The 15,539-nt window shown below is 64.4% G+C and carries 18 protein-coding genes and 1 tRNA gene; 12 read left to right on the forward strand and 7 right to left on the reverse strand.

Translation table 11 applies throughout. From position 1 onward, the window contains the following. Positions 1 to 54 precede the first annotated feature (54 nt). Positions 55 to 276 carry a hypothetical protein gene (locus NTH_RS07795; RefSeq protein WP_338529486.1) on the reverse strand — a complete coding sequence of 74 codons (222 nt, stop codon included), beginning with the start codon at positions 274 to 276 and terminating at the stop codon, positions 55 to 57. A gap of 109 nt (positions 277 to 385) precedes the next feature. Between NTH_RS07795 and NTH_RS07800 the strand changes: the two genes are divergently transcribed. After that, positions 386 to 1,798, forward strand: coding sequence for a lipopolysaccharide biosynthesis protein (locus tag NTH_RS07800; protein ID WP_338529487.1), 1,413 nt, complete (start codon positions 386 to 388; stop codon positions 1,796 to 1,798). After that, a complete protein-coding gene (locus tag NTH_RS07805; protein WP_338529488.1) occupies positions 1,798 to 3,075 on the forward strand; it encodes a GNAT family N-acetyltransferase in 1,278 nt (425 codons plus the stop codon). The genes NTH_RS07800 and NTH_RS07805 overlap by 1 nt, the downstream gene beginning before the upstream one ends. Before the next feature lie 109 nt (positions 3,076 to 3,184). On the opposite strand, the gene NTH_RS07810 is transcribed toward NTH_RS07805, so the two are convergent. Both NTH_RS07810 and NTH_RS07815 read right to left on the reverse strand, forming a co-directional pair. Then, the gene (locus NTH_RS07810) at positions 3,185 to 4,825 is read right to left on the reverse strand and encodes an AMP-binding protein (RefSeq protein WP_338529489.1); all 1,641 of its coding nucleotides are present in this window, start codon (positions 4,823 to 4,825) and stop codon (positions 3,185 to 3,187) included. A gap of 31 nt (positions 4,826 to 4,856) precedes the next feature. Then, positions 4,857 to 4,941 (reverse strand) — tRNA-Leu (locus NTH_RS07815). A gap of 261 nt (positions 4,942 to 5,202) precedes the next feature. On the opposite strand from NTH_RS07815, the gene NTH_RS07820 reads away from it, so the two are divergent. Together NTH_RS07820 and NTH_RS07825 are read left to right on the forward strand one after the other, a co-directional pair. Next, positions 5,203 to 5,784: a YqaA family protein gene (locus NTH_RS07820; protein ID WP_338529490.1), complete on the forward strand. Its 582-nt coding sequence runs from the start codon at positions 5,203 to 5,205 to the stop codon at positions 5,782 to 5,784. 7 nt (positions 5,785 to 5,791) lie between these two features. Continuing rightward, on the forward strand, positions 5,792 to 6,295 hold the full coding sequence (locus NTH_RS07825; protein WP_338529491.1) for a disulfide bond formation protein B: 504 nt from the start codon (positions 5,792 to 5,794) through the stop codon (positions 6,293 to 6,295). Positions 6,296 to 6,306: 11 nt separating this feature from the next. Here NTH_RS07825 and NTH_RS07830 read toward each other — a convergent pair whose 3' ends face one another. Then, the gene (locus NTH_RS07830; RefSeq protein ID WP_338529492.1) at positions 6,307 to 6,864 is read right to left on the reverse strand and encodes an HNH endonuclease; all 558 of its coding nucleotides are present in this window, start codon (positions 6,862 to 6,864) and stop codon (positions 6,307 to 6,309) included. A 162-nt stretch (positions 6,865 to 7,026) separates the two neighbouring features. Next, on the reverse strand, positions 7,027 to 7,671 hold the full coding sequence (locus NTH_RS07835) for a DNA-3-methyladenine glycosylase family protein (protein ID WP_338529493.1): 645 nt from the start codon (positions 7,669 to 7,671) through the stop codon (positions 7,027 to 7,029). Between the two features lie 76 nt (positions 7,672 to 7,747). On the opposite strand from NTH_RS07835, the gene gluQRS reads away from it, so the two are divergent. Further along, positions 7,748 to 8,635 carry a tRNA glutamyl-Q(34) synthetase GluQRS gene (gene gluQRS, locus NTH_RS07840; protein ID WP_338529494.1) on the forward strand — a complete coding sequence of 296 codons (888 nt, stop codon included), beginning with the start codon at positions 7,748 to 7,750 and terminating at the stop codon, positions 8,633 to 8,635. Between the two features lie 3 nt (positions 8,636 to 8,638). Here gluQRS and NTH_RS07845 read toward each other — a convergent pair whose 3' ends face one another. Continuing rightward, positions 8,639 to 8,929 (reverse strand): hypothetical protein, encoded by a 291-nt coding sequence (locus tag NTH_RS07845; protein WP_338529495.1) that lies wholly within the window; start codon positions 8,927 to 8,929, stop codon positions 8,639 to 8,641. Positions 8,930 to 9,056: 127 nt separating this feature from the next. Here NTH_RS07845 and NTH_RS07850 point away from each other — a divergent pair, with 127 nt between their 5' ends. After that, positions 9,057 to 9,962, forward strand: a complete 906-nt coding sequence (locus NTH_RS07850) for a DMT family transporter (protein WP_338529496.1) — start codon at positions 9,057 to 9,059, stop codon at positions 9,960 to 9,962. On the opposite strand, the gene NTH_RS07855 is transcribed toward NTH_RS07850, so the two are convergent. Then, a complete protein-coding gene (locus tag NTH_RS07855) occupies positions 9,916 to 10,773 on the reverse strand; it encodes a YihY/virulence factor BrkB family protein (protein ID WP_338529497.1) in 858 nt (285 codons plus the stop codon). The genes NTH_RS07850 and NTH_RS07855 overlap by 47 nt on opposite strands. Before the next feature lie 82 nt (positions 10,774 to 10,855). Here NTH_RS07855 and NTH_RS07860 point away from each other — a divergent pair, with 82 nt between their 5' ends. The 6 genes from NTH_RS07860 to NTH_RS07885 all read left to right on the forward strand — a co-directional run bounded on the left by NTH_RS07860 (position 10,856) and on the right by NTH_RS07885 (position 15,414). After that, positions 10,856 to 11,689: an SDR family oxidoreductase gene (locus NTH_RS07860; protein WP_338529498.1), complete on the forward strand. Its 834-nt coding sequence runs from the start codon at positions 10,856 to 10,858 to the stop codon at positions 11,687 to 11,689. 159 nt (positions 11,690 to 11,848) lie between these two features. Continuing rightward, entirely contained in the window at positions 11,849 to 12,049 is a 201-nt protein-coding gene (locus NTH_RS07865) for a twin transmembrane helix small protein (protein WP_338529499.1), read from the forward strand. Positions 12,050 to 12,054: 5 nt separating this feature from the next. Further along, on the forward strand, positions 12,055 to 12,633 hold the full coding sequence (locus tag NTH_RS07870) for a cob(I)yrinic acid a,c-diamide adenosyltransferase (RefSeq protein ID WP_338529500.1): 579 nt from the start codon (positions 12,055 to 12,057) through the stop codon (positions 12,631 to 12,633). Positions 12,634 to 12,728: 95 nt separating this feature from the next. Then, positions 12,729 to 13,490: a rhomboid family intramembrane serine protease gene (locus NTH_RS07875; protein WP_338529501.1), complete on the forward strand. Its 762-nt coding sequence runs from the start codon at positions 12,729 to 12,731 to the stop codon at positions 13,488 to 13,490. A gap of 220 nt (positions 13,491 to 13,710) precedes the next feature. Continuing rightward, positions 13,711 to 14,460 (forward strand): electron transfer flavoprotein subunit beta/FixA family protein, encoded by a 750-nt coding sequence (locus NTH_RS07880; protein ID WP_338529447.1) that lies wholly within the window; start codon positions 13,711 to 13,713, stop codon positions 14,458 to 14,460. A gap of 24 nt (positions 14,461 to 14,484) precedes the next feature. Beyond that, positions 14,485 to 15,414, forward strand: coding sequence for an electron transfer flavoprotein subunit alpha/FixB family protein (locus NTH_RS07885; RefSeq protein ID WP_338529502.1), 930 nt, complete (start codon positions 14,485 to 14,487; stop codon positions 15,412 to 15,414). Positions 15,415 to 15,539: the final 125 nt, after the last annotated feature.

The following is a 15,539-nucleotide window of genomic DNA, read 5'->3' on the forward strand; positions in this document are numbered from 1 at the left end:
TGTCGTAGGGCACGGCCCGATCTGTCCGAGCGCGCTTGGCACCGGCAGCCCCTGCTACGGGAGCCGGCCGCGCGCGCCCTCCTCCTTTTCCGCCAGTGCGATGAGGTTGGCAATCGCGGCCACGCCCATGCGGTTCATGTGCTTGCGGCCGAGGGCGATGTCGATGCGCATGGCGAGGGATGCGGCGTCCTGCCCGCACAGGTCGCTCAGCCTTTCGATGCCGATTTCCTCCAGATAGCTCACCGTTTTCGGCCCGATCGAATGGGCCCTGAGCATCTTGCGCCTCTCCTCCTCGCTGATCAGCCGATCCTCCCGCCGAACCGTTTCTTAAAGACTTTCCACTAGACCTCGCGCCCGTAAGGACCGACGAAGCGGAGTGTACTGCGTGCGCTTTTCTGCAGCAACGACTGCTGAACGCCTCCTGCCGGCGAGTCTGGCGCGGCGCGCGCATCCATGGGCAGCGCGGATCGACCGGCTCGTCTTCACCGAGGACGCGCGAAGCCAGGCCGGCCGCATGTCGCTGATCGCTTTCAGCCTGCGCATCGTCAACGCCGTCATCGCCTTCGTCAGCCAGGTGCTGCTTGCCCGCTACATGGGCGGCTTCGAATACGGCATCTTCGTACTGGTCTGGGTGACGATGATCATCCTCGGCAACATCTCGTGCCTGGGGTTCCACACCTCCATCCTCCGGTTCGTGCCCGAGTATCGAGGCTCGGGAATGATACCGGAACTGCGCGGCATCCTGCTGATGAGCCGGGTATTCGTGCTGATCTCGTCGACGGTGTTCGCGATGGCAGGCGCGGCCGGCATCTGGCTGCTCGAGCCGGCCATCGAGCAGTACTACGTCGTCCCCTTCTATCTCGGCCTCATCTGCCTGCCGATGATCGCGCTCAGCGACCAGCTTCAGGGCGTCGCGCGGGCCAACGCCTGGGCGCTTTGGGCGATGGCCCCTACCTATCTGATGCGGCCGGTGCTCATCCTGTTCTTCCTTTGGGCCATGCACATGGCCGGCTATGATCCCGATGCCAGGGGCGCCGTCATCGCCGCCATCCTCGCCACTTATCTCACCACGATCTCGCAGCTTCTCACCATGGGAAGGCGGCAAGAGCACCGCCTGCCGCCTGTCCAGCCGCGCTTTCTCGTGCGCCTGTGGGTGCAGGTTTCCCTGCCGATCTTCCTGGTGGAAAGCTTCTATTTCCTGCTCACCAATGCCGATGTTCTGATGGTCGGCAGGTTCATGCAGCCGACGGACGTTGCCATCTACTACGCCACGGTCAAGACGCTGGCCCTCGTCCACTTCGTCTATTTCGCCGTCAAGGCCGGCGTTGCCTCGCGCTATGCGGCCTTCATTCACGACGGCGAGCGCCAGGCGCTTGAGAACTTCGCCCGCGAGACCGTCAACTGGACCTTCTGGCCTTCGCTTTTCATGGGCATGATCGTGCTCTTGGTCGGCAAGCCGATTCTCACCCTGTTCGGACCCGGATTCGATGCCGGCTACCCCTTGCTGTTCCTGCTGGTTTCCGCGGTGGTGGCCCGTTCGTCCGTGGGGCCAGCCGAAAGCATGCTGACCATGAGCGGCCACCAGAATGTCTGCGCCGGCATCTACGCCGTCATCCTGGCGATCAATATCGGCCTCAATATCCTGCTGATCCCGGTCCTGGGCCTGTGGGGCGCGGCGCTGGCCACGGCCATAGCCATCATATTCGAGGCCACGGTGCTTGCCTTCACCGTCTGGCGCAAGCTCGGCATCGTGATGGCGGTTTTCCTGCCGGTTCGCACGCAAACGGAGAAAGGCTGATGGCTGCAACCCCCTTGATCGAGGAAGTCGGCGGCACCGCTTCGGGGGCCATGATTGGAAAGCTCGCCGGCCTCACGGACATCGCCGAGGGCGCGGAGATGGAGCTGTTTGCCCATGGCCGTCCCCAGCGCAAGCTCGCCGTCTACGCCGCCACCGCCGGCTTCGAGCTGGTCGAGGAACTGGACCATCTGTGCGCCCGCGCCATCGAGCCCAACATCTTCTTCAATCCCCGCTTCCTGGCTCCGGCGATGCCCAGGCTGGAGGACCGCGAGGTGCGCCTGGCCGTCATACGCGATGGCACCGAAGACAGAAGCCGCCTGCGCCTGCTCGTGCCCTTTTCGATCGAGAAGCCGGCCATTCCGCTGGGCGTGACCGTCATGCGGACCTGGTCGAATCCTTTCGGCCCGCTGGGTACGCCTCTGGTCGATTGCGACGACCCGGTAGGCGTGCTGGAGGATTTCTTCGCCATGCTTGCGCGCCCGCATCTGCGCCTGCCAAAGGTTCTGGTGCTGCCCGAAACGCGGCTGGACGGCCCCTTCGCCGCCGCGCTGCGCTCCGTCGCCGAGACAAGGAACCTGCCGCTGATAACCGCGAACGAGGTCGAAAGGCCGTTTCTCGAATCGGACCTTGAAGGCGACGACTACCTGCGCAACAGCCTGCGGTCGCATCACTTCCGCGAGTTCCGCCGCCTCAAAAAGCGGCTGGCCGAGCATGGCCGGCTCGAATACGAGATCGCGCGCCAGCCTGGCGAGATCCGCCACGGCATAGAAACCTTCCTCACGCTGGAAGCCTCCGGTTGGAAGGGACGCGAGCGCACCGCCATGGCCACCGACCGGTATCGCGCGGCCTTCGCCCGCGAGGCCGTCGACCGGCTGGCCGAGCGCGATCTCTGCCGAATCCATACGCTTACACTGGACGGAAAACCCATCGCCTGCCTGGTCGTCTTCGTCGAGGCGGGCATGGCCTATACCTGGAAGACCGCCTATGATGAAGCCTATGCCGCCTACTCGCCCGGCGCATTGCTGGTCATTGAGCTGACCGGCAACCATCTCGACGATCCCAACATCATCGCCACCGATTCCTGCGCCGTACCGGACCATCCGGTGATGAGCCGTCTGTGGTCCGAGCGGCGCACGGTCGGCAGCTTCGTGGTCGGCCTCACCCCCGGCACGGAAAAGCTCGCGCACCAGGCTGCGGGGCAGATCCACTTTCACCGCGAGGCCCGCAACGTGCTGCGGCTCATCCGCAATCGCGTTCGCCGCCTCGTCTGGCGCTAGAGCGCCGTGCGTCCCTTCGGACGCACAAAGGACGCTCTAACAGCTTGAATCTACGCATCGTGCTTTCCGAAGATCGATTCCGATTTTCGGGCCGATGCTGTAGCGAACCCTATTCCGCGAGCCCGGCCTCGCGGCGGGCCCTGTCGCGGAAAATGCGGCGGATCACCTTCCCGGTCGTTGTCAGGGGCATGGAATCCACGAACTCCACCTCCCTCGGATATTCATGCGCCGAAAGCCGCTCCCGCACAAAGGATCGGATCTCGCTGGCCAGCGCTTCATTGCCGGAAAAGCCGGGCTTCAGCACCACATAGGCCTTGACGATCTCGGTGCGCACGGGGTCGGGCTTGCCCACTGCGGCGGCAAGCTGGATTGCAGGATGGCCGGTCAGGCAGTCCTCGATCTCGGACGGCCCGATGCGATAGCCCGACGAAGTGATGACGTCGTCGTCGCGGCCGACGAAATGAACGTAGCCGTCGGGGTCGATTGCCCCCTGGTCGCCCGTGGTCATCCAGTCGCCGATGAACTTCTTCTCGGTCGCCTCGCGGTTCTGCCAATATTCCAGGAACATCACCGGATCGGGCCGCCGGACGGCGATCTGCCCCGTCTCGCCCGCAGGCAGCGTGCGCCCCTCCGCATCAATGACGGCTACCTGGTGGCCCGGCACCGGCTTGCCGATGGCCCCGCCCCGGCTGACGCCCAGCGCGGCGCAGGAAGACAGGACGATGTTGCACTCGGTCTGGCCGTAGAACTCGTTGATGGTGACACCGAGAGCCCCGCGCGCCCAGTCATAGGTCTCGCGCCCGAGCGATTCGCCACCGGAAGCCACCGACCGCAGGTTCAGGTCGAAGCGCTTGCCGATATCCGGCACCGATTTCAGGATCCTGAGCGCGGTCGGCGGGATGAAGGCGTTGCGCACCCTCATGCGCTCCATCAGGCCGAGCGCCGCCTCCGGCTCGAATTTTTCGAACCGGCCCGCGACGACCGGCAGGCCGAAATAAAGGCCGGGCAGCAGAATGTTGAGCAATCCCCCCGCCCAGGCCCAATCCGCCGGCGTCCATAGGAGATCGCCCGGCTGCGGCAGGAATTCGTGGTGGAACTGTACGCCCGGCAGATGCCCCAGCAGCACGCGATGCCCGTGCAGTGCACCCTTCGGCGGGCCGGTCGTGCCCGAGGTGAAGATCATCATCGCCGGATCGTCGGGCCCGGTCTCGACCGCCTCGAAATCCGCATCGGCGTCGGCGATCAGCCGGTGGAAATCCCGTGCCTCCCGGTCCGCGCCGTCGACCGAGATAATCGCCTCGAGCCCGCTGATGCGGCCGGCGACGGCGCGCACCTTCGCGAGCCCCGCCTCGTTTGTGACGACCGCCCTCACCCCGGCCGTCTGCAGGCGGTATTCGAGCGCCTCGGTGCCGAAGAGCAGCGCCAATGGCACGGCGACCGCGCCCAGCTTGTAGATGGCGGCATGCGCGACTACCGTCTCGAAGGATTGCGGCAGGAGCAGCGCCACCCGATCTCCCCGCGCCACGCCCAGGCCCCGCAGCGCGGCTGCAAATCCGTTCGACTGCCGCGCCAGCGCCGCAAAGGTCATGCTGCCGGCCCCGCCGTCGGGCCTGTACTCGTAGAGCGCGATCCTGTCGGGCGCTATGCGCGCCCAACGATCGCTGATCGCCGTGCCTATATTGAAGGATGGGGGCAGCTTCCACCGGAAGTCCCTGTACAGCGCATCATAGCTATCACGCCGCTCAAGCATCGATGGCGAAGGGCTCTCCCGACCCGATATATGGTGCCCCTGGCCGGACTCGAACCAGCACTCCTTGCGGAAACCGATTTTGAGTCGGTCGCGTCTACCAATTCCGCCACAGGGGCCCGGGGCCCCGATGGGGCCGGACAGGCTGCGGACTATACGGCGAACCCTATCGGCGTCAACCTGTGTCGCTGGCCCATCGGCCCTAAAATCGGTTTCCGGTTTTGTGGAAAGCCGGATGTCCGGATCAGCGGCCTTGCATGGCGTCCGGTCCGACATCGGCCCCTCCGGAAATCCCGCGCGGATGTGAAAAATGCCGCGCTCGAGGCCGTTGCGCCCGGCTCGCGGGCCGGCTAGACATGCAGCCTCACCGAGGGCTGCCAATGCTTCGCAAGCTTTATGACTACACCATGTCGCTCGCCTCCACGCGGCATGCGGAAAAGGGCCTGGCGGGCGTCTCCTTCATTGAAAGTTCGTTCTTTCCCATTCCGCCCGACGTTCTGCTCATTCCGATGGTGCTTGCCGAGCGGGCCAAATGGCTGCGCTACGCCTTCGTCTGCACGCTTGCCTCGGTTGCCGGCGCCCTGCTCGGCTATGTCATCGGCGCATTTCTCTACGAGGCCGTGGGCCAGCCGATCCTGGCATTCTACGGCAAGGAGGATGCGTTTGAGCGGGTCGCCGAATGGTATAACCGCTGGGGCGGCTGGGGCGTGCTGTTTGCCGCCGTGACGCCTTTTCCCTACAAGGTGCTGACGATATTTTCAGGCGCGACGGGCCTCAGCCTGCCTGTGTTCATCATCGTGTCGATCATTGGCCGCGGCCTGCGCTTCTATTTCGTTGCCTGGCTGCTTTTCCATTTCGGCCCGCCGATCCGCGGCTTCATCGAAAGAAATCTCGGCCTTCTTTTCACCGCCTTCATGGTTTTGCTCATCGGCGGGTTCGTTGCAGTACGCTACGCATTCTGAGGCTTTGATGTCGATTACCGCGCCCACCGGCAAGTTCCACAAGTACATCGCCGCGCTTCTCGCCGCCGGCATGGCCGCCACCGTGGGCACCGCTCTCGCTTTCGAGCACATCGGCGGGTTCATTCCGTGCAAGCTGTGCCTGGAACAGCGCATTCCCTACTATATCGGCATCCCCCTCATGCTGCTGGCGCTGGGCTCGTCGGTTCTCAAACTGCCCGGCGTGCTCACCCGGGGCCTGCTGCTCGCCGGCGCGCTGCTGATGATCTGGGGGCTTTATCTCGGCGTCTATCATTCCGGCGCCGAATGGGGCTTCTGGCCGGGACCCACCGATTGCGGAGCGGTCGCCGGCCCTTCCACTAGCGGCAGCCTGCTGGACCAGCTCAATGCCTTCGTTCCGCCTTCATGCGACGAGGCCGCTGGTCGCTTCCTCGGCCTTTCCTTCGCCGGCTGGAATGTGGTCGCAAGCGCCATACTGGCCACGATCGCATTGCGCGGTGCGTTCAAGCGCTGACAACGCAGCCGTCACGGCTCCAGTTCGACATCCCAGTAGAGATAGTCCATCCAGCTTTCGTGCAGATAGTTCGGCGGGAAAAGGCGGCCATTGTTATGCAGGTCGTGGACCGTCGGCCGGAACGGCTTCTGCTGCGGCCACATCCTCGCCTTGGCTGGCATGGCGCCCCCCTTCTTGAGGTTGCAGGGCGAGCAGGCTGCCACCACGTTCTCCCACGACGTGATCCCGCCCAGGCGCCGCGGCACCACGTGATCGAAGGTCAGATCCTCCCGGGTTCCGCAGTACTGGCACTCGAAGCGGTCGCGCAGGAAGACGTTGAACCGCGTGAACGCAGGATAACGCGAAGGCTTCACATAGGATTTCAGGCTGACGACGCTGGGAACCCGCATCGAAAAGGACGGCGAGGAGACTGCATGCTCATACTCGGCAACGATGTTCACCCGGTCGAGGAACACGGCTTTGATCGCATCCTGCCACGACCACAGCGACAGGGGATAATAGCTGAGCGGACGATAGTCCGCATTCAACACCAGAGCGGGCATCCCGTCCGGCGAAACAGCGATCGTCACGTTCTTGAAGCTCCTTCGCTACGCAGATCGATCGATGCGGATACTGTAAGCAGGTGATGACAGGAATGTGAAGCGGTTATTAAGAATAATGACCCGGCAAAAGGGGTCATTTGGGCTGGCTTTTGCCGATTCTCAGCTCGTTTTTGGGCCCTTTCAGCTCATTCAGCCCACCGTCAGCGCCTCGCGACCCCTCATTTCCCGGTAATAAGCCCAAAAAAGACGCGCCGCCACAGAGCGCCAGGGGCGCCATGATTCGGCCTCCAGCGCGAGCCGGCTCGCGTCGGGCCGTACCTCCCAACCAAGCGCTTGCGCCACTGCTGCCTGGAGCGCCACATCGCCAGCCGGAAAGACATCGGCATGGCCTGCCGAGATGAGCAGATAGACCTGAGCCGTCCACGGCCCGACGCCGGGCAGCGCCGTCATCAGCGCGATCGCCTCCTCGGCTTGCAGCGCGCAAAGCCCTTCCAGGTCGATCGCCTCGCCGGCGACCTGCTCGGCCAAGCCCGTTATCGCCCGCTGTTTGCCCCGCGAAAGGCCGGCCTCGACAAGCGGCTCCTCACCGGCGGCGATAAGATTTTGCGCCGTCAGCGGATCGATCAGCCGGCACAGCCTGCCGAAGATGGCGTCGGCGCTCGCCCGCGATACCTGCTGCGACACGATGATGGACGCAAGGCTGGCAAAGCCCGGCGCCGTTCGCCTGAGCGGAATGTCGCCGGCGGCGCGGCGCACGGCGGCAAGGCGCCCGTCCAGCGCCACCAGGGCTTCAAGCCCGAGGGCCATATCGTCGAGGGTTTCGATGCGCTGCATGGCGATCCTTGCGTCCGGAGACCAACGATCGTAGCAATCGCCTCATGAGGTCCACAACCCGTTTCCGGCGGCTTTGATGACAGTTCCTGTCTTCCGCTTCGCGCCAAGCTCGAACGGTGCGCTTCATCTCGGCCATGCCTATTCGGCCATGCTCAACCACCGGCTGGCGCGCGAGGCGGGCGGGCGTTTTCTCCTGCGCATCGAGGACATCGACACGAGCCGGTGCTCGCCGGAGCTGGAACAGGCGATCTACCGCGATCTCGAATGGCTGGGCATCGAATGGGAACTGCCGGTGCGCCGCCAGTCGGATCATTTCGAGGACTACCGGGCAGCGCTCGACCGGCTGGAAGACGCCGGCCTTGTCTACCCCTCCTTCATGACACGCGGCGAAGTGCGTGCGTTCATCGCCGAGGCGGCGGCGGAGGGCAAGCCGTGGCCGCGCGATCCCGACGGGGCGCCGCTCTTCCCTTCCATAGACCGCGAGCGGGCACCGTCCGAGCGAAAGCGGCTCGCCGCCGAGGGCCTGCCCTTCGCTTGGCGATTGGACATGGAAAGCGCCTGCACAGCTCTCGGCCACGGCGTCGACTGGGACGAGGAAGGCGCGGGACCGTGCGGCGAGACCGGACGCGTCCGCGCCGACCCCCGCGCATGGGGCGACGTGGTCCTCGCCCGCAAGGAAACGCCCACCAGCTACCATCTGGCCGTCACCGTGGACGATGCGCTGCAGGGCATTACCCATGTCGTGCGAGGCCGCGATCTTTTCTTCGCAACCGCCGTCCACCGCCTTCTGCAGGAACTGATGGGCCTGCCCGTGCCCCGCTATTATCATCATGCGCTGATGCTGGGCGCGGATGGCCGGAAGCTGTCGAAGTCTGAGGGCGATACGGGCATCGCGGCCCTGCGTAAGGCTGGCGCGACGCCGGCGGACATTGCAAGAATGGTTGGGCTGGACAACCCGCTTTGACCGCTACAAGAGCCTGAGCAGTGCCGATTTGACCAGCACCAGGACGAGCAGCACGACAAACGCGCCGCCCATCCCAGCCAGCACGGCGTCGAGCAGGCTACTGAAGCGAAGGCCATACCAGTTGGCCGCATAGATCGTGCCGAAAAAGGCGGCCGTGATGATGACGGCACTGCCCGCCGCGCCAAAACCGGCTTCCTTCATGACCGCATCCAGCGCCATTGAGAAGATGAAGGACAGCATGGCGACTGCGACGACGGCAAACAGGAGCCAGGTGGAATCGAGCTTCATCAGCATGCGGTTGCCCCGTGCCGGCTGGTTCAAGTCAAGGAACGTTCAGTGCCCTTGACACTGGCATGAAAAACTTTCGTTTTCCTTGCGCACTCAATGTTCATAAGACCCCCGCAAACAGGAACACCTTGCCTTGGCCTCACTACCCCGCGCATCCAGCGTGGTTCCGGCGCTGTTTGTCGTCCTCTGGGCCACCGGCTTCATCGGCGCGCGCTATGCCATGCCATGGGCCGACCCGTTCACGTTCCTCTGGGTTCGCTTCGCCATCACTTTCTTTCTCCTGCTGGCGTTCATCCCCTTTCTCGGCGCAAGGCGGATTCCCGCGCGGGTGGGCGCCCATGCGGCGATCGCGGGAATGCTCATGCACGGGGTCTATCTCGGCGGCGTCTTCTGGGCGATCGCCCACGGGCTGCCCGCCGGCCTGGCCGGCCTCATCATCGGCCTCCAGCCCATGCTGACAGCCATATTGGCCGGCGTTTTCGTCGGCGAGAAGGTCAGCGCGCGCCACTGGCTGGGTCTCGCCGTCGGCCTCATTGGCGTTGCCATCGTCCTGGCGCCGAAGCTGGGCGCGGTCTACGGCGGCGTCACCGCGGCAACGGTGACGGCCGGGCTGATCGCCGTCCTGGCCATGAGCGCGGGAACCGTCTGGCAGAAGCGCTTCGTCGTCAACACCGACCTGATTTCCGGCACGCTGTGGCAATATGCCGGCGGCTGGGTCGTCGTCTTTACCGCCTCGCTGTTTTTGGAGGATCGCCGCTTCATCATAAACGGCGAGTTGATCTTCGCCATGACCTGGCTCGTGCTGGTCCTGTCGGTCGGCGCGATCTTCCTGCTGATGTTCCTGATCGAGAAGGGCGAGGTGGCGCGGGTGGCCTCGCTTTTCTACCTCGTGCCGGCCGTCACGGCGGTCATGGCCTGGTACCTGTTCGGCGAGACGCTGACCCTTGTGCAGATGGCCGGCATCGCCGTCACCACCTTCGGCGTTGCGCTCTCTACGTTGCGTCCATCACGGCGCGCCGGGCTTCCCGGTAGCGCATAATGGCCGCGTTCAGCTCTCCGCCGAGGATGAACATCGCCGAAAGTATGTAGAGGAAGACCACGGCGATCATGATCGACGCCAGCCCGGCATAAGTGTTGGCATAGCTGCTGAACCGGCTCAGATAGGCCGCGAAAAGGCTGGAACCGAGCAGCGAGCCCAGCAGCGTGAAGGCGATGCCGGGCAGCACGTCCAACACCGAACGCTTTCCTCCCGGCAGCCACAGATGCACCAGCACCAGCGCCAGCACCAGGATCGCCAGCGCGATCGTGTAGCGCCAGAAGGTTATGGTGCCGGCATAGGGCGCGAGCCACTCCAGATTGTCGCTCGCGATCTCCAGTACGACGGGTGCCACGACCAGAAGCAGGCTGATGGTCAGGAAGCCTATCGTTGCAACCAGCACGAACAGCAGGCTCTGCATGCGCAGGAAAAAGATCGAGCGCTGCTCGCGAACGCGGTAGGCCCGGTTGAGCGCGAGCCGCAGCGCCTCCACCCCGTTGGAGGCGAAGACGCCGGCCAGCACCACGCCGAAGGTGAGCACGCCTCCGCGCCGCACGCCAAGCACATTGTGCACCTCCTCCGCGATCGGCTCGGCCACCTCCTGTGGCCAGGTATCGAAAATAAGATCGACGGCATCCTCCGCATAGGCGTCCGCGCCCATGAAACTGGCCAGCGCCGTGGCGAAGATCAGAAAGGGAAACAGCGCCATCAGCGCCGAAATGGCCACGTGGCTTGCCATGGCCCAGCCGTCGTCGGCGTTGAAATGGCCGAACGCATCTCCCAGGATGCGGCGGATAGCCACGATGGTACGCACGCTTCACCTCTCGATTGTTCCGCCGGTCCGAATATGTGAAACACCAGCTTATAGGCAAGCAGCACGGGCAGGTCATCGAAAGATGAATTCGAAAAAGACGATAATCGTTACCGGCGCCTCGTCCGGCATCGGCGCCTGCTGCGCCCGAGCGCTTGCGAAGGAAGGCTGGCGCGTGTTCGCCACGGCGCGCAGACCGAGGGATATTGCCGCACTGGAAGAGGACAGCCTTGAGGTCTTCTATCTCGACTACCGCGACGCCAACTCGATCGAGGCGCTGGTGAAGGCCGTGCTGGAGCGTACCGGCGGCACGCTGGACGCGCTTTTCAACAACGGCGCCTATGCACAGCCCGGCGCAGTGGAGGATCTGCCGGTCGAAGCCCTGCGCGAGCAGTTCGAGGCGAATTTCTTCGGCTGGCATGACCTGACCAGGCGGGTACTGCCGGCCATGCGGGTCCAAGGCCACGGGCGGCTTGTACATTGCTCCTCTATCCTCGGCCTGCTGCCGGCCAAGTACCGTGGCGCCTATGTGGCCTCCAAACACGCGCTGGAGGGCTTGATGCTTTGCCAGCGCCAGGAACTGGCGGGCACCAGCATCCACGTCTCGCTCATCGAGCCCGGTCCAATTGATTCCCGCTTCGCCTCCAACGCTCTCACCTGGTTCGAGCGCAACATCGATAGCGATCATTCGCATTATCGCGACGAATACGAATCCCAGCTCAAGCGCATGCGGTCGGGCGGCAGCCGATCACGGATGAAGCTTGGTCCCGAAGCAGTTCACGCGGTTTTGCGCCATGCGCTTCTTCACCCGCGCCCGCGTCCGCATTATCTCGTCACCAAGCCGGCGAAGATCGGGGCTGCACTCAAGCGCCTCCTTCCCGCCAACCTTTTCTATCGCTTCCTCTCTACCCAGGCATGACCCGTGGCACCGTTCATACACTCACATCCCAGCTGCCCGGCCGGCGTCGGCTCAAGCGGCCTTTTCCGTCCCCGGCCAAACCTTTGGCGGCCTGATTAGTTGATCTCACGCGGTTCCGGAGGAAAGCCGGTTCGCACAGCCACGAAAGAGACCGAAACCATGTCCACAGCATTCAATATTCTCGCCGTCCTCGTCATGATCGCCGTTGTTTTCGTGCTGATCCGCGGGCTCATCAACATGATGCGCGGCGGCTCCGGCAACACGTCGAACAAGCTGATGCAGGCGCGCGTGGTCTTGCAGTTCGTCGCGATCGTGCTCATCGTGCTGGCAATGTACTACGCTCGCTCCGAAGGCGGCTGACGGCAATGGTCAAGCTCAACAAGATATATACCCGCACCGGCGATGACGGCACCACGGGGTTGGGCACCGGTGAAAGGCGGCTGAAGAGCGATCTGCGGGTTGCGGCCTACGGGACCGTCGACGAGGCCAATGCCTGCATCGGCATGGCGCGGCTGCACACCGGATCGCAGCCGCAGATCGATGCGATGCTGATGCGGGTTCAGAACGACATGTTCGATCTCGGCGCCGACCTGGCCACGCCGGACACCGGCAAGGAACTTGCCTACGAGCCCTTGCGCATCGTTGCCTCACAGGTGGAGCGCGTGGAGCGGGACATCGATACGCTCAATGCGCTTCTGTCGCCGCTCAAATCTTTCATCCTGCCCGGCGGCTCGCCTGCCGCCGCCCATCTGCACCTGGCGCGCACGGTGGCACGCAGGGCCGAAAGACTGATGATCGCCCTGTCGCGGAAGCCCGATGAAATCGTCGGCGCCGACGCCGTCCGCTACATCAACCGGGTCTCCGACTTCCTGTTCGTGGCTGCCCGCGCGGTCAATGACAACGGCGCGAACGACGTGCTATGGGTTCCGGGTCAAAACCGCTAAAAGACTGTTTGAGAATTCGCTGCGGCCAGGCAGATGGCCTGGTATTCGAGACCCGGAGCGGAGCGTGACCCGGCTCGGGGCTGGGGGAGGTCCCGATGTTCATACCGCTGCACGACGCCAATAGCCTCACCCACATCAAGCGCCAATACGTGACGCTGACGATCATATCGATCAACGTCCTCGTGTGGCTGATGACCTCGCTCGGGGGCACGGACTTAGCGCAGGCGACTGCCCTTGGCCTCGGCTACATCCCGTCCGTTGCATACGATCTGGCCGTGCTGCCGCCAGAACTGGAACTCGTGCCCACCCCGTTCACCTATGTCACCTACTCCTTCCTGCATGCCGATGCGCTGCATCTGGGCGGAAACATGCTTTTCCTCTGGGTTTTCGGCGACAATATCGAGGATGCGCTAGGCCATTTTCGCTTTCTGATCTTCTATCTTGCCTGCGCCATCGCGGGCGCTGCCTTCCATGGCATGGTGGTTCCCGATTCCCAGGCGCCGCTGATTGGCGCGTCGGGAGCCGTGGCGGGCATCGTGGCCGCCTATCTGGTGCTGCATCCACGGGTCAAGGTCTGGGTACTGGCCTTCGCCCGGATTCCCCTGCGCGTGCCGGCTTTCTTCGTCCTGGCACTGTGGATCGTCTACCAGTTCGTCATGTTCGCGCTCGACCGCGAGAACCAGGTTTCCTGGGCTGCACATATCGGCGGCATCCTTGCCGGCGCCGCCCTCGTCGTCCTCATGCGGCGTCGCGGCGTTCCCCTGTTCGACCGGCAGATCGTCAAGCCCGAAGCAGCCGAACTCGACGCGCCCCGACCGACCGAGAACACCCGGCCGCCGCCGCATTGGGGGCGCTAATCGATTAGGGCCGGAGCCGGCCGTGCCACGCTATTGACGTGCGCGTCAAGCGTCTCTACGGTCCCGCCGCTTCCGGCAGAACCTGCGCCGCGGCAGGGTGAACGGGCAGCCGTCGCGGCGATGTCTGCTTTTTCCCCAACCATGTCGGCTTTCGGCTAAAGGTCGGGTCCCATAGCTGTTATCCAGCGCTGTGAAATTTCGTCAGAAAGGGTGAATGCGCATGAAAGTCCTTGTACCGGTAAAGCGGGTCATCGACGCGAATGTGAAGCCGCGCGTGAAGGCGGACGGTTCAGGCGTCGAACTGGCTAACGTCAAGATGGCCATGAACCCGTTCTGCGAGATCGCCGTCGAGGAGGCGATCCGCATGAAGGAGGCCGGCAAGGTCGAGGAAATCGTCGCCGTTTCCATCGGCCCTGAAAAGGCCCAGGAAACGCTGCGGACCGCGCTCGCCATGGGCGCCGACCGCGCCATCCTGGTCAAGACCGACGAGACGGTCGAGCCGCTGGACGTCGCCAAGATCCTCAAGGCCGTGGCCGAAGAGGAGAAGCCGGAACTCGTCATCCTGGGCAAGCAGGCGATCGACGACGACGCGAACCAGACGGGCCAGATGCTGGCCGCCCTGCTCGGCTGGTCCCAGGGCACGTTCGCCTCCAAGGTCGAACTCGCCGACGGCAAGGCCACCGTCACGCGCGAAGTGGACGGCGGCTTGCAGGTGGTCGAGCTCAAGCTGCCGGCCATCGTCACCACCGATCTGCGCCTCAACCAGCCGCGTTACGCCTCCCTGCCCAACATCATGAAGGCCAAGAAGAAGCCGCTCGACCTGAAGGAGCCCGGCGACTACGGCGTCGAGCTCAAGACGCGCCTCAAGGTGCTGAAGACCGAGGAGCCGGCCGGCCGCAAGGCGGGTGTCAAGGTGGGGTCGGTCGCCGAACTGGTCGACAAGCTCAAGAACGAAGCCGGCGTGCTTTGATCGCGCGATAGGAAAGGAACGACAATGGCAATTCTCCTGATCGCAGAACACGACAACCAGTCGCTGTCCGAGCAGACCGCGAAGACGCTTTCTGCCGCCTCAGAATTCGGCTCGGACGTCGACATCCTCGTCGCCGGCAACGACGCCCGGGCGGCGGCAGACGCGGCGGCAAAGCTGGCCGGCGTGCGCAAGGTGCTGCTGGCCGAAAGCGCAGCGCTGGCCGAGCGCCTGGCCGAGCCTCTTGCCGCCACGATCGTGGGGCTCGCCGACGGCTACGACACCTTCGTCGCGCCCGCCACCACCACCGGTAAGAACGTCATGCCGCGCGTGGCCGCCCTGCTCGACGTCATGCAGGTCTCGGATGTCGTGGAAGTGATCGACGGCAAGACGTTCAAGCGCCCGATCTATGCCGGCAACGCCATCCAGACGGTGGAATCGACCGACGCCAAGCGCGTCATCACCATCCGCACCTCGTCCTTCCAGCCTGCCGGCGAAGGCGGTTCGGCCGGCGTGGAAACCGTAGAGGCGGCGGCTGATCCCGCCCTCTCGTCCTTCGTCGAGAACCGCATTGCCGCAAGCGACCGTCCGGAACTGACCTCCGCCAAGATCATCATTTCCGGCGGCCGGGCGCTCGGATCAGCGGAGAAGTTCGAGGAAGTCATCCTCCCCGTCGCCGACAAGCTCGGAGCCGCCGTCGGCGCCTCCCGCGCCGCCGTCGACGCCGGCTATGCGCCGAACGATTGGCAGGTGGGCCAGACCGGCAAGGTCGTCGCTCCTGACCTTTATATCGCCTGCGGCATCTCAGGTGCCATTCAGCATCTGGCCGGCATGAAGGATTCCAGGGTCATCGTCGCCATCAACAAGGACGAGGAAGCGCCGATCTTCCAGGTCGCCGATTACGGCCTCGTCGCCGACCTGTTCGACGTGTTGCCGGAGCTTGAGAAGGCCCTTTAAAGCGCCCTGCGTTCGCCCGCGCTCACGGCGCTTTGGCTCTTGGCCCTGGCACAGGCCGATACGCAGGCGCGAGCGGCTTGATTCGCGCGGGAGGCGCGCGCAAGATGCCGAAAGCGGGGCGGCCG

It is taken from the genome of Nitratireductor thuwali, assembly GCF_036621415.1.
In the GTDB taxonomy this organism is placed as follows: domain Bacteria; phylum Pseudomonadota; class Alphaproteobacteria; order Rhizobiales; family Rhizobiaceae; genus Chelativorans; species Chelativorans thuwali.

What these genes read in the sequence shown, in the direction of transcription:
- NTH_RS07860 (WP_338529498.1), top strand. Translation starts at nt 10,856, where the DNA reads ATGAATTCGAAAAAGACGATAATCGTTACCGGCGCCTCGTCCGGCATC.
- NTH_RS07865 (WP_338529499.1), top strand. Translation starts at nt 11,849, where the DNA reads ATGTCCACAGCATTCAATATTCTCGCCGTCCTCGTCATGATCGCCGTT.
- NTH_RS07825 (WP_338529491.1), top strand. Translation starts at nt 5,792, where the DNA reads ATGTCGATTACCGCGCCCACCGGCAAGTTCCACAAGTACATCGCCGCG.
- NTH_RS07835 (WP_338529493.1), bottom strand. Translation starts at nt 7,671, where the DNA reads ATGCAGCGCATCGAAACCCTCGACGATATGGCCCTCGGGCTTGAAGCC.
- NTH_RS07810 (WP_338529489.1), bottom strand. Translation starts at nt 4,825, where the DNA reads ATGCTTGAGCGGCGTGATAGCTATGATGCGCTGTACAGGGACTTCCGG.
- NTH_RS07845 (WP_338529495.1), bottom strand. Translation starts at nt 8,929, where the DNA reads ATGCTGATGAAGCTCGATTCCACCTGGCTCCTGTTTGCCGTCGTCGCA.
- gluQRS (WP_338529494.1), top strand. Translation starts at nt 7,748, where the DNA reads ATGACAGTTCCTGTCTTCCGCTTCGCGCCAAGCTCGAACGGTGCGCTT.
- NTH_RS07820 (WP_338529490.1), top strand. Translation starts at nt 5,203, where the DNA reads ATGCTTCGCAAGCTTTATGACTACACCATGTCGCTCGCCTCCACGCGG.
- NTH_RS07885 (WP_338529502.1), top strand. Translation starts at nt 14,485, where the DNA reads ATGGCAATTCTCCTGATCGCAGAACACGACAACCAGTCGCTGTCCGAG.
- NTH_RS07875 (WP_338529501.1), top strand. Translation starts at nt 12,729, where the DNA reads ATGTTCATACCGCTGCACGACGCCAATAGCCTCACCCACATCAAGCGC.
- NTH_RS07870 (WP_338529500.1), top strand. Translation starts at nt 12,055, where the DNA reads ATGGTCAAGCTCAACAAGATATATACCCGCACCGGCGATGACGGCACC.
- NTH_RS07805 (WP_338529488.1), top strand. Translation starts at nt 1,798, where the DNA reads ATGGCTGCAACCCCCTTGATCGAGGAAGTCGGCGGCACCGCTTCGGGG.
- NTH_RS07880 (WP_338529447.1), top strand. Translation starts at nt 13,711, where the DNA reads ATGAAAGTCCTTGTACCGGTAAAGCGGGTCATCGACGCGAATGTGAAG.
- NTH_RS07795 (WP_338529486.1), bottom strand. Translation starts at nt 276, where the DNA reads ATGCTCAGGGCCCATTCGATCGGGCCGAAAACGGTGAGCTATCTGGAG.